The following is an 11,452-nucleotide window of genomic DNA, read 5'->3' as shown; positions in this document are numbered from 1 at the left end:
GGTCTTGGGTCTTGGTCATGGTTCAGGCTCTTTCAAATCCGCGCTGGAGTTCCCAGTCGGTGACAGCGGCGTCGAACGCTTCCTGTTCGACTTCGGCGGCGCGGGTGTAGTGGTCGATCACGTCGTCACCCATGGCCGCGCGCAGCATTTCAGAGTTGCGCAGGGACTTGGTGGCGTCACGCAGGGTGTAGGGAATCTCGGGGACGTCTTTCATGTTGTAGACATCACCCGACACGGGCTCTTGCAGCGACAGGCCTTCTTCCATCCCGGCGATCCCGGCGGCAAGCTGCGCCGCGCAGGCGAGGTAGGGGTTGATGTCGCTGCCGGGGATGCGGCACTCAATCCGCACGCCCTTGGTGCCGTCGCCGACAAGGCGGTAGCCCGCGGTGCGGTTGTCCACCGACCATGCGATCTTGGTGGGCGCGAAGGTGCCGGGCAGGAAGCGTTTGTAGCTGTTGACGTAGGGCGCAAGGAACACCGTCATGTCGGGGGCGTATTTGATGAGGCCCGCGACATAGGATTTCATCGTGCCGGACATGGTCAGCCTGGCGTCCGGGTCGTGGAACACGTTGGTGTCGCCCTTGAACAGCGACTGGTGCACATGCGCGGCACTGCCCACCTTGTCGGCCCGCCATTTCGGCAGGAAGCTGGCGGCGTGGCCCTGCATCTGCGCGATTTCCTTGACCGCGTGTTTGGCGATCGTGTGGTTGTCGGCACAGGCCAGTGCATCAGCGTAGCGGATGTTCAGTTCTTCCTGACCGGTCTCGGCTTCGCCCTTGGAGTTTTCGACAGGCACCCCGGCTGCCACCAGATGATTGCGGATCGGACGCATCACGTGTTCTTCGCGGGTGGTCTGGAGGATGTTGTAATCCTCGTTGTATCCGCTGATCGGCGTCAGGTTGCGGAAGCCGCCTTTGCGGATTGTCTCATAGCTGTGTTCGAAGAGAAAGAACTCGAGCTCGGTCGCCATCATCGGCGTCAGGCCCATTTCCGACAGGCGCGCGACCTGCTTCTTGAGCATCTGGCGCGGCGATTGCGGCACCGGTTCGTGGGTGTGATGGTCGATCAGATCACACAGCACCATCGCGGTGCCGTCCAGCCACGGCATCGGGCGCAGCGTGGTCAGGTCCGGCTTCATGACGTAATCGCCATAGCCCGCCTCCCAGCTGGTGGACTTGTAGCCATCGGGCGTCGCCATTTCGAGATCGGTCGCCAGCAGGTAATTGCAGCAATGCGTCTCTTTCCACGCGCTTTCGAGGAAGTTCGAGACGTGGAAACGCTTGCCCATGAGGCGGCCCTGCATGTCGACCATGCACACCAGAACGGTGTCGATCTCGCCGCATTCGGCTTTGGCTTGCAGATCGTCGAGTGTCATCTTGGCCTCCCGGGGTGGTCTGGGTGACCAAATCTTTCAGAGGATTTGGCCAATTTCCTTGAAGAAAATGGCGCCCCGGAATTTGGTGGGGCGCCATTCATTGCCTTATTCGAACGTGTAGGGCGCGCCAGCCTGGTTGATGACGCTGTTGTACTCACGGAAGATATTGATGACCTTCTGGTGCACCTCGCCTTCCTCTGCAATCTCGTTCCAGAACTCCTTGGCGGCGTTCTCGACCTCGGCCCATTCGCTGGCAGGCACTTGCCGCAGGGCAAGCTTGTCGCCATTGGCCCGCAGCGCCGCTTCGCCGCCCCAGTACCACTGGTTGCGATAGGTGTGGCCCGCCTCGGTTGCCGCCATGACCACGGACTTGAGGTGGTCGGGCAGTTCGGCCCAGCGTTCCTGGTTCACGAACCACGACCCGATCCACGCACCCGAGATGTTGTTGGTCAGGAAGTAGTCGGTCACGTCGGCCCAGCCCACGGTGTAGTCTTCGGTGATGCCTGACCATGCCATGCCGTCAAGTTCGCCGGTCTGCACAGCGACTTCTGCGTCCTCGTAGGGGATCGACACGGGCACGACACCGAATTGCGACAGGAAGCGCCCGGCTGTCGGGAAGGTGTAGAGGCGCAGGCCATCGAGGTCCGCCACCGAGGTGATTTCCTTGGTGGTGTTGAAGTTGCACGGATCCTGACCTGCCGCAGACAGCCATTTGACGCCCACCTTGGCATATTCCTCGTCCCAGATCTCGGCCAGACCGTACTGGTTGAACAGCACCGGCACGTCGAGGATGTGCTTGGTGGCGAAGGGGAAGTAACCGCCGAACTGGCGCAGCGGGGTCGGCGATGCCATCGAGTCGTCGTCCGAGTGCACCCCGTCGATGGTGCCGCGCTGAAGCGCCTGGAACAGTTCTCCGGTGGGAACGATCTGGTCGGCATAGAACAGTTCGACCTGAAGTTCGCCGTTGGCGTTGGCGTTGATGTAGTCGATGACCGGCTTGGTCACGTGTTCGCCAAGCGCGGCCCCGGCATAGGTCTGGAAGCGCCATGTGATCGCGTCCTGTGCCTTGACGACAGCAGGAGCGGCCAGGCTGCCGACCCCGGCGATCCCGGCGGTTTTTAGAAACTTGCGTCTTGTGGTCATGTCATTTCCTCTCGGTTGGGTTATCGCCCCGTTTTCGGGGTCTTTTGGTTAATTTCCGTAAATGTATCCCGGCAGCCAAAGGGCGATTTCCGGGAAGATCATGATGATCGCAAGCGCCATCACCATCACTGCCACGAACGGTAGAATCGACACGTAAATGTCGCGCAGACCGATCTCGGGCGGGGCCATCGCGCGCATCAGAAAGAGGTTATAGCCGAAGGGCGGTGTCATATAGGCGATCTGCGTGGTGATGGTGTAAAGGATACCATACCAGATCAAATCAAAGCCAAGCGCACCCACCAGCGGTACGTACAAGGGCGCGACGATGACCAGCATTGCGGTGTCATCCAGAAAGGTGCCCATCACGATGAAGCTGAGCTGCATCAGGATCAGGATCATCCAGGGATTGAGGCCAAGCTGTTCGGTGAACAGGCTTTCGATCGCCTTGACCGCGCCCAGCCCGTCGAAGACCGCGCCAAAGGCCAGGGCGGCAAGGATGATCCACATGAACATGCAGGAGATGCCCAGCGTCTGCCGGACCGAGTTCTCGAATACCTCTCGGGTCATGCGGCCCTTGAGGACCGCGGCCATGAAGGCTGCGATGGCCCCGATGGCCGAGCTTTCGACCAGCGAGGTCCAGCCGTTCACGAAGGGGACCATCATGATGAAGAAGATCGCCAGCGGTAGCAGGCCGGCGCGCAGCAGGCGCAGTTTCTCGGCGCGGGGCATGTCGCGTTCCTCGGCGGGCAGGACGGGGCCAAGCGACGGGTTCATCTTGCAGCGTATGACGATGTAGAGGACGAACATGGTCGCCATCATCAGGCCGGGAATGACGCCCGCCAACCAAAGCTGACCCACAGGCTGCCGCGCGATCATCGCGTAGAGGACCAGCACGACCGAGGGCGGTACGAGGATGCCAAGCGACGACCCCGCCTGGATCACCCCGGTGACCATGCGTTTGTCGTATCCTCGCCGCAAGAGTTCGGGGAGCGCAATGGTGGCCCCGATGGCCATGCCGGCCACGCTGAGCCCGTTCATGGCCGAGATCAGGACCATCAGGCCGATCGTGCCCACGGCCAGTCCACCGGACAGCCCGCCCATCCAGACGTGGAACATCTTGTAAAGATCGTCGGCGATGCGGCTTTCCGACAGCACATAGCCCATGAAGATGAACATCGGCAGCGTCAGAAGCGGATACCATTTCATCAGCTTCATCGCCGCCGAAAAACCAAGGTCGTATCCGCCCCGGTCACCCCAGAGGAAGAACGCGGCAACGACTGCTACAAAGCCGATGGCGCCGAACACGCGTTGCCCGGTCAGCAGCATCAGCATCATGGTCGAGAACATGAGTGCCGCAATCATTTCATACGGCATCAGACCTTGGCCCCCATGTCGTGACCCTTGAGCCGCAGGATGTCCTTGGCCAGTTCGCAGAGCACCTGCAGCAGCATCAGGAAAATGCCGATGACCATGATCAGCTTGACCGGCCAGAGATAGGGCCGCCACGATGTCGGGCTGCGTTCGAGGAAGCCGAGTTCTTCGCTGCCGGTGGCAAGACCGGCGAAAAAGCCGATGGGTTCCGATCCGAAATAGCCTAGCGAATAGGCGGTCGAGGCGATGCCGCCATAGAGCAGGAAGCCCAGGTAGACGAGCAGGAACACCACCGTCATCGCGTCGATGGCGGCTTTGCGGCGGTCGTTCATTTCGCCGTAGATCAGGTCCATCCGCACATTGGACCCCATCTGAATCGAATAGGGCCCGCCAAGCACGTAATAGGCGACCATCGCGAACTGTGCCATTTCAAGCGTCCAGAGCGAGGGAACGAAGAACACCTTGGAGATCGAGGACCAGAGCAGGATGCCCATCATCACGAAGATGCCGTACATCACGATCCGCCCGATCATGCGGTTGAACGGGTCGATCACCGCGACATAGGCCTTGAGTGCCGCGGTCATGATGAAACCTGCCGGGCCATCGCCCGGGTCAGCATGTCGCCGAGGATATCGGCGAACCGCGCGACACCGGTCTTGTCGGACACAAGATCGTTGCGCACCTCGATCATCACGTTCAGAAGCCCGCGCGGATTGGCATGTTCGCGCAGCGTGTGGGTGACGCCGTCCGTGGCATCGTAAGGCGCGTTGAGCCGGACATCGACACCGGCAGGGGCCGCGTCGAGCATCGTGCTGGCAAGGCTGTCATCGACATCGTGCAGCAGGCCCAGTTCGACATTGCGCGGGACACCGAACCATGTTGGCGTGAAGGTGTGCAGGGTCATCATCACCGGTGGCGCCTTGAACCCGTCCAACGTCGTGGCGAGCAGGCTGCGGAAGGGCTCGTAGACCTCTGAGACGCGCGCCGCGCGGTCTGTTTCGGACAGGTCGCTGTTGCCGGGCACGTCGATCACCTCGGACCGGCTCGGGATGGCATCGCGCGCGTCGGGCGGACGATTGCAGTCATACACAAGGCGCGAGATGCGGGCAGCGACAAGCGGTGCATCAAGCGCGTGCGACAGCGCGAGGGCCAGATCTCGCCCGCCGATATCCAGCGCGGCATGGCTGTGCCGATGTTCGGGCGCAAGGCCCAGGTCCGTCAGGGACGCCGGAATGAACGCGCTGGCATGTTCGCAGACAAGACAGATCGGGGCCATGCCGTGGGGGTTGATCACCTCGGCGGCGGGGCCTTCCCTGTCGGTCAGAATCGTATGTTCGGCAGCTTGGGTCACGCGCGCATTAGGGTGTCACGGCGTGGACGCTGTCAAGACAAAACCGTTGATTTTTGTACCGACTTCAGAGAGGATGTAGAGATTGCTACAAAGGTCATCGAGCCATGGGAAACCCCGTTACCGTCAAGGACCGGCTGCACGATCATGCGGGCACGCTGACCCCGGCGGAACGCCAGCTCAGCGGTGTTCTGATGCGCGATTATCCGGTCGGGGGGCTGCAATCGATCACCAAGATCGCCGACGCCGCCGGAGTATCGACGCCGACGGTGATCCGGCTCGCCCGCAAGCTGGGTTTCGAAGGGTTCCCCGAGTTGCAGGCGGCGATGCGGGACGAGGCGTCGGAGCAGTTCAAGACGCCGATCGGCAAGCGCGAGAAATGGGGCGACGCGATGCCGGTTTCTGCCGGCTTCAAGGCTTTTGCCGAAGCGGTCTTCGACAACCTGAGCCGGACCATCGACCGTCTGGAGCCGGGAACGCTGGATGCGATCGCCAGCGTGCTGGCCGACCGGCAACGGCCGCTGTTCCTGTCCGGCGGGCGGATCACGCGGTCGAATGCGGATTATTTCTACAACCATCTTCAGATCATCCGTCCGGCCGTGACGCTGCTCGGCGTGTCGTCGAATGTCTGGCCGCAATACATCCTGGACATGGACCGGACCTCTGTGCTGATCCTGTTCGACATCCGCCGCTACGAGCGCGACCTGGCGCGGCTGGCGGAACTGGCAAAGGAGCGGGATGCCGAGATCATCCTGTTCACGGACCAATGGGGTTCCCCGATCTCGCGGCTGGCCGATCATGTCGTGAACGCAATGATCGAAGTGCCGTCGAGCTGGGACTCGACGTTGGCGATCAACCTTGTGATCGAGGCGCTGGTGGCCGAGGTGCAGACCCGAGTGTCGGACACGGCGCGTGAAAGGATCGAGGCGCTGGAAGACATGTTCCAGTCGACGCGGATTTTCCGGAAATCAACCTGACGCGCCAGCCTCGTCGGCAAGCCGGCTGTCGAGAAGCTGGCCTTCGCGCAAGAGGATCGGGTGAGCCACGGTCACGATCCAGGAATGGATTTCCTTGAGTGTGTAGGCGGTTTCGATATGCACGTCGCTCGAGGCGAAGCTTTCCGCGACACCGGCGCTCAGGCGTTTGAGATGCTCCTTGCGGGTCTTGCGTTCAAGTCGCGCCATCTCGGCCTTTTCCTCCAGCAACTGCCGGGCGCCGACAAGGTCGTTGCTGACCAGCACGCTGGAGGCCGTTTCGAGGTTCTGGCAAAGCCTGCGGTGGATCGCGGAAAGCTCGGCATGGCCGGCGTCCGAGAAGACCAGCCCGTTCTCGTTTTTTTCCTCGGCCAGCGGAATCAGACGCTTCACCAGAAGATCGCCTGCCGCTTCGATGGCGATGGCGTAATCCACGAGCGCACGCATTTCGCGCTTTTCGGGTTTGCTCATCGCGTGATGAGGAAGTTCGGCCGCAAACAGCCGGATATTGTCAAGCGCGGTGTTCAGGACCTGATCCTCGGCCGTGACGGCCCGGGCCTGATCGCGGTCATATTGCGAATAGAGTGACATCGCCGGGGTCAGCATCTCGGACAGGACATCGGCCATCCGGATCACCTCGCGCCGCAGAGAGGCCAGCGCGCGCACAGGCGTGTCTGTGGTGGCCAGATCGAGATGGGACCTGTGCAAGGGCGACAGGGCCTGGGTCACGGATGGATCGGGAAGACTGCGTCTGAGCAAGGTTTCGATCGGGCTGGCAAACAGGATCAGGCCCAGAACAAGCGCGTTGAAGGCGATATGGACAGCGACCAGCGTGGCGCTGTCGCCAAGGGACGACAAGGGCGCGGGCACCCCGACCGCATCCAGCACGACCGCGGCTGCCATCGCCGCCAGGCCGCGCAGCAGCAGGTTGGCGATCGGGATGCGCCGGACCGCGGGATCCCCTTGCCGCGTGAGCCAGACCGGGATCACCGCAGACCCCAGGTTGGCCCCGAGAACGATGGACACGCCGGCGGCCAGCGGCAGTGCGCCCAACCCGACAACCGCCACCGTCATCAGGATGGTGGCAACGGAACTGTGCATGACAAAGGCCAGAACCGCCCCGGTGAGGAAGGCGGTGACGAAATCGCGCTCGAGGTACAGGGCAAGGGCGGGCAAAACCGCGCTGTCCCGGATCGGGTCGACCGCTTCTCGCAGCAGCCGGAGCGAGATCAGGATGAGCGCGACACCCACAAGGATGCGCCCGGCCTGCCGCCAGCTGCGATTCTGTGACTTGAGGAACAGCAGTCCGCCAAGCGTCAGCAGCACCGGCACCATCGCTTCGAGGTGGAACGACAGAAGCATGATGAGAATGGCCGAGCCGAGATCGCCGCCCAGAACCATGGCAAGACCGGGCACGAAGCCGATCCCTCCGGTGCCGGCAAAGCCCGCCACCAGAAGGGTGACGGCAGCCGAGCTTTGCAGGATCATCGCCATCAGGACACCCGAGGCCATCATCGTCACCGGGGAGCGCTTTTGCCCGACCGCCCTGTGCAACCGTGGCCCCAAAGCCCGTTCGATGCCGGTGCGCACCATGCGCACGGCAAACAGCAGCAGCAGGACCGCGCCGGAGATTTGAAGAAGGAAGTACAGGATTTGCATGGGTTTCAGGACAACTAGGACAAGGCGAGGATCATGACGCCACCGGCGACAACGGTTGCGGCGATCAGGCGGCGGCGGGCGGGGCCTTCGCGCAGCCAGACCACGCCGATCAGCGCCGCGAAGATGACAGAGGTTTCTCTCACGGCAGAGACAATGCCGATCGGTGCGAGCGTTTTTGCAAAAAGCGCAAGGCCGTAAGCGAGACCCGAGATAACACCACCGGTCAACCCGAGCGCAAGGGCCTTTGTGCCGATATTTCTCAGGCGGTTCAATCCGAAACCCAGAACAAAGACCGCAACAAGGACCTCGGCCGCGAAGAGCCAGACGACATAGCCGACCGGTGCCCCTGACAGTCGGATGCCGATTCCATCCACGACGGAATAGGTCGCGATGATGGTCGAATTCATCAATGCCGCGCCGATTCCGCGCTTGTCCGCATGGCGCACCGCCGCAAGGATCATGATCCCGGCCGAAACGGTCAGAATGCCGATCCACGCCCAGAACGACAGGTGCTCATCGGCCCAGATGGTCGCACCAAGGGCCACCATGACCGGCGCGGTGCCCCGTGCGATGGGATAGATGAGGGACAGATCGCCGAACCGGTAGGAAATGTTCAGGAAGTAGTAATAGGCCCAGTGAATGATGGTCGAGGCGATTATGAACGGAAACGCCGCGGCAACCGGCATCGGCACGAACGGCAAGAGCGCCAGCGCTGGAAGGCAATGACCCAGCGCGACAAGGCCAAGGGTGATCGCCCGGTCGCCCGAGACCTTGACCAAGGCGTTCCACAGCGCATGAAGAAGCGCGGCCAGCAGAACGATGGCAAGGACTGTTGCCGTCACCCGGCGGCCCTGATCGCGTCGATGACGATGGTCAGTGCGGTGTCGAGATCGGCTTTCGGGATCACCAGCGGCGGCGACAGGGTCAGGACGTTTCCGGCGCTGATCTTGAAGCTGAGGCCCCGGTCGAGGCAGGCGTAATAAATGCGTTCCGCGCGGTCGGGGTCGGGGCTGCGGCTGTCGCGGTCGGTGACGATCTCGATCCCGAACATCAGGCCGCGTCCGCGAATGTCACCGACATGGGGATGGTCGTGCAGAGCGTCTTTCAGACGGTCCTGTGCGTGGGTGCCCAGAGAAGCAGATCGCTCGACCAGCCCTTCGTCTTCGATGATGTCGAGCGTGGTCAGCGCGGCGCGGGCGGTGACCGGGTTCTTCTCGTGGGTGTAATGGCCGATGGCGAAATCACCCGCCACGTTGAGACTTTCGCGCGCGATGATCCCCGCGATGGGAAGCATGCCACCCCCAAGCGCCTTGCCCAGAACCACGATGTCCGGCTCGATCCCGTCATGATCAAAGGCGAACATGCGGCCCGTCTTGCCGAGGCCGGTCGGGATTTCGTCCATGATGAGCAGCGCGCCATGTTTGCGGCATGCGGCCTGAACGGCTTGCCAGTATCCTGGTGGTGGGACCACAGGTACCGCGCGCATCGGTTCGGCGATCACGGCGGCGACATCGCCTTCGCGGGCCAGCGCGAATTCGACCATTTTGGCGCAGGCGAGGGCGCAGTTTTCTGGCCCCGGATGGCCATAGGCGCAATGGTAGCAGTGAAAAGGCGCGACATGCTCTGCACCGGGCAGGAGCGGCCCGGCGATATGGCTGCGGAAGGTCGCTTCGCCGCCGACGCTGGACGCGCCGAAGCCTGCGCCATGAAAGGCGTCCCAGAAGCTGATCGTCTTGAACCGGCCCGTCGCGGCGCGCGCAAGGCGGAGGGCGACTTCGACGGCGTCCGATCCGCCGGTGGTGAACAGAACGCGGTTCAGATCACCGGGCGCGATCTGACCCAGCCGTTCGGCCAAAGTGACCGAGACATCATTGGTGTACCGTCGCGGTGAAAAGGGCAGCGCGTCGATCTGGTCCTTGACCGCTTGCACGACGCGCGGGTGGCCGTAGCCGATATGGTGCACGGAATTGCCGTGGAAATCCATGAAACGGCGGCCGGAAGTGTCCTCGATCCAGATGCCTTCAGCCTTGGCGATGGTCGACAGGCAAGGCGAGGACAGCGACTGGTGCAGGAACGCGTCGGCATCGCGAGCCAGCAGATCGCGGGTGTCTTCATGTGTTTCGCGCGCCGCCCAATCGGCGCGCGCTGCGCTTGTGTTGGCCTCGCCCTCGGTGTGCTTCATCCCGGCCAAGGCAGGCTGTAGGTCTTGACGTTGGTGAAGAACTTCATCGCTTCGATGACGCCTTCCTTGACGCCATTGCCGCTGTCCTTGATGCCACCGAAGGGCGACATCTCGATGCGGTAGCCCGGCTGTTCCCAGATGTTGCAGGTGCCGACATTGAGCCCGTTGATATAGGCGATCGCGCGGTTCAGGTCGTTGGTGCAGACGCCTGAGGACAGGCCGAACGCGGTGCTGTTGGAGATGCGCATGACTTCTGTGTCATCGTCGGGCACACGCACGATGGGGATGATCGGGCCGAAGGTTTCTTCCATCACCAATTCGCTGTCATGCGGCACGTGATCGACCACGATGGGCGGCAGCAGCGCGCCTTTGCGTTCCGGGTGGTAGAGGATCGTAGCGCCCTGTTCAGCGGCCATGAGGACGCGCTTTTCAAACAACTCGGCGGCTTTAGAATGTATCACGCAGCCAAGCTCGGTTTCGGGATCCTGAGGATCACCGAACCTGATCTTCTTGGCCTTCTCGACCACCAGCGGCACGAACCTGTCGGCGACGCTTTCCTGCACGAGAATCCGCTTTATCGCCGTGCAGCGCTGGCCGGAATTACCGGTGGCACCTGCGACGGCGATGGTTGCGGCCTTGTCCAGATCGGCATCGCTCAGGTCATTGCAGACGATTAGCGGGTCGTTCCCGCCCAGTTCCAGCGCGGTGCGCTTGTAGCCCGCCTTGGTGGCGATCATCTTGCCCACGGGCACACCCCCGGTGAAGGTGATGATGTCGATGTTGTCGTTGGTGATCATTTCGTCGCCGATATCTGCGGGCATGCCGGTGACAACCTGGAACATTTCTGGCGGAAGGCCGGCCTCGTAAAGGATATCGGCCAGCGTCAAAGCGGTCAGCGGCGTCAGTTCGGTGGGTTTGCACACCATGCAATTGTTGGTGGCAATCGACGGCGCGATCTTGTGGCTGACCATGTTGAGCGGGTGGTTGAACGGGGTGATCGCGCTGATGGCGCGCACGGGTTCGCGCATGGTGAAGATCTTGCGCGCCTTGCCGTTGTGGGTCAGGTCGCAGGAAAACACCTCGCCATCGTCCTTGAGCGCCTCGGCGGCGGCAAATTGGTAGACGTCCTGAGCGCGCTTGGTCTCGTAGATCGCGTGCTGGTGGCAGATGCCCAGCTCCAGCACCAGCCACTTGGCAAGGTAGTCGCGGCGATCGCCGATCAGCTGCCCGGCGCGTTGCAGGATCTGGCTGCGTTCGTAGCGGGTGAGCTTGGGGGTGTAGTTCGCCGCGATCTCGAACGCGCGGCGGGCGTGTTCTGCTGTTCCCACGGGCACGGTGCCGATCACCTCGTCGGTATAGGGATAGCAGACTTCGAGCCGCGCATTGGTGTCGACCTTTTC

General features: G+C 62.3%; 10 protein-coding genes. 1 reads left to right on the top strand and 9 read right to left on the bottom strand.

The genetic code is table 11. From position 1 onward, the window contains the following. Nucleotides 1-22: 22 nt before the first annotated feature. From LCF60_RS21925 to LCF60_RS21905, 5 genes are all read right to left on the bottom strand, one after another. Complete coding sequence (locus LCF60_RS21925; protein WP_292294673.1) at nucleotides 23-1,375, bottom strand: glutamine synthetase family protein; 1,353 nt, start codon at nucleotides 1,373-1,375, stop codon at nucleotides 23-25. Nucleotides 1,376-1,480: 105 nt separating this feature from the next. Beyond that, nucleotides 1,481-2,518, bottom strand: coding sequence for a TRAP transporter substrate-binding protein (locus LCF60_RS21920; RefSeq protein WP_292294672.1), 1,038 nt, complete (start codon nucleotides 2,516-2,518; stop codon nucleotides 1,481-1,483). A 48-nt stretch (nucleotides 2,519-2,566) separates the two neighbouring features. Then, nucleotides 2,567-3,892 carry a TRAP transporter large permease subunit gene (locus tag LCF60_RS21915; protein WP_292294671.1) on the bottom strand — a complete coding sequence of 442 codons (1,326 nt, stop codon included), beginning with the start codon at nucleotides 3,890-3,892 and terminating at the stop codon, nucleotides 2,567-2,569. Then, nucleotides 3,892-4,473 carry a TRAP transporter small permease subunit gene (locus LCF60_RS21910; protein ID WP_292294670.1) on the bottom strand — a complete coding sequence of 194 codons (582 nt, stop codon included), beginning with the start codon at nucleotides 4,471-4,473 and terminating at the stop codon, nucleotides 3,892-3,894. Before LCF60_RS21910 ends, LCF60_RS21915 begins: the two co-directional genes overlap by 1 nt. Next, the gene (locus tag LCF60_RS21905; protein ID WP_292294669.1) at nucleotides 4,470-5,240 is read right to left on the bottom strand and encodes an N-formylglutamate amidohydrolase; all 771 of its coding nucleotides are present in this window, start codon (nucleotides 5,238-5,240) and stop codon (nucleotides 4,470-4,472) included. Before LCF60_RS21905 ends, LCF60_RS21910 begins: the two co-directional genes overlap by 4 nt. A gap of 104 nt (nucleotides 5,241-5,344) precedes the next feature. Here LCF60_RS21905 and LCF60_RS21900 point away from each other — a divergent pair, with 104 nt between their 5' ends. Continuing rightward, nucleotides 5,345-6,214 carry a MurR/RpiR family transcriptional regulator gene (locus tag LCF60_RS21900; protein ID WP_292294668.1) on the top strand — a complete coding sequence of 290 codons (870 nt, stop codon included), beginning with the start codon at nucleotides 5,345-5,347 and terminating at the stop codon, nucleotides 6,212-6,214. On the opposite strand, the gene LCF60_RS21895 is transcribed toward LCF60_RS21900, so the two are convergent. The 4 genes from LCF60_RS21895 to phnY all read right to left on the bottom strand — a co-directional run. Beyond that, nucleotides 6,206-7,870, bottom strand: coding sequence for a Na/Pi cotransporter family protein (locus LCF60_RS21895; protein ID WP_292294667.1), 1,665 nt, complete (start codon nucleotides 7,868-7,870; stop codon nucleotides 6,206-6,208). The genes LCF60_RS21900 and LCF60_RS21895 overlap by 9 nt on opposite strands. A gap of 14 nt (nucleotides 7,871-7,884) precedes the next feature. Next, nucleotides 7,885-8,712: a DMT family transporter gene (locus tag LCF60_RS21890; RefSeq protein WP_292294666.1), complete on the bottom strand. Its 828-nt coding sequence runs from the start codon at nucleotides 8,710-8,712 to the stop codon at nucleotides 7,885-7,887. After that, nucleotides 8,709-10,052, bottom strand: a complete 1,344-nt coding sequence (locus tag LCF60_RS21885) for an aspartate aminotransferase family protein (RefSeq protein WP_292294665.1) — start codon at nucleotides 10,050-10,052, stop codon at nucleotides 8,709-8,711. The genes LCF60_RS21890 and LCF60_RS21885 overlap by 4 nt, the downstream gene beginning before the upstream one ends. Further along, on the bottom strand, nucleotides 10,049-11,452 hold a 1,404-nt coding region (phnY, locus tag LCF60_RS21880; protein WP_292294664.1), incomplete at its 5' end, for a phosphonoacetaldehyde dehydrogenase. The genes phnY and LCF60_RS21885, both read right to left, overlap by 4 nt.

The organism is Marivita sp., assembly GCF_020055635.1.
Lineage (GTDB): Bacteria > Pseudomonadota > Alphaproteobacteria > Rhodobacterales > Rhodobacteraceae > Marivita.
Note: the sequence above shows the minus strand (reverse complement) of the source record. Positions and strands in the feature narration are given on the sequence as shown.

Bases quoted from the DNA above. Each gene is read 5' to 3' on its own strand.
- LCF60_RS21925 (WP_292294673.1), bottom strand. From the start codon at position 1,375: ATGACACTCGACGATCTGCAAGCCAAAGCCGAATGCGGCGAGATCGAC.
- LCF60_RS21920 (WP_292294672.1), bottom strand. From the start codon at position 2,518: ATGACCACAAGACGCAAGTTTCTAAAAACCGCCGGGATCGCCGGGGTC.
- LCF60_RS21915 (WP_292294671.1), bottom strand. From the start codon at position 3,892: ATGCCGTATGAAATGATTGCGGCACTCATGTTCTCGACCATGATGCTG.
- LCF60_RS21910 (WP_292294670.1), bottom strand. From the start codon at position 4,473: ATGACCGCGGCACTCAAGGCCTATGTCGCGGTGATCGACCCGTTCAAC.
- LCF60_RS21900 (WP_292294668.1), top strand. From the start codon at position 5,345: ATGGGAAACCCCGTTACCGTCAAGGACCGGCTGCACGATCATGCGGGC.
- LCF60_RS21895 (WP_292294667.1), bottom strand. From the start codon at position 7,870: ATGCAAATCCTGTACTTCCTTCTTCAAATCTCCGGCGCGGTCCTGCTG.
- LCF60_RS21885 (WP_292294665.1), bottom strand. From the start codon at position 10,052: ATGAAGCACACCGAGGGCGAGGCCAACACAAGCGCAGCGCGCGCCGAT.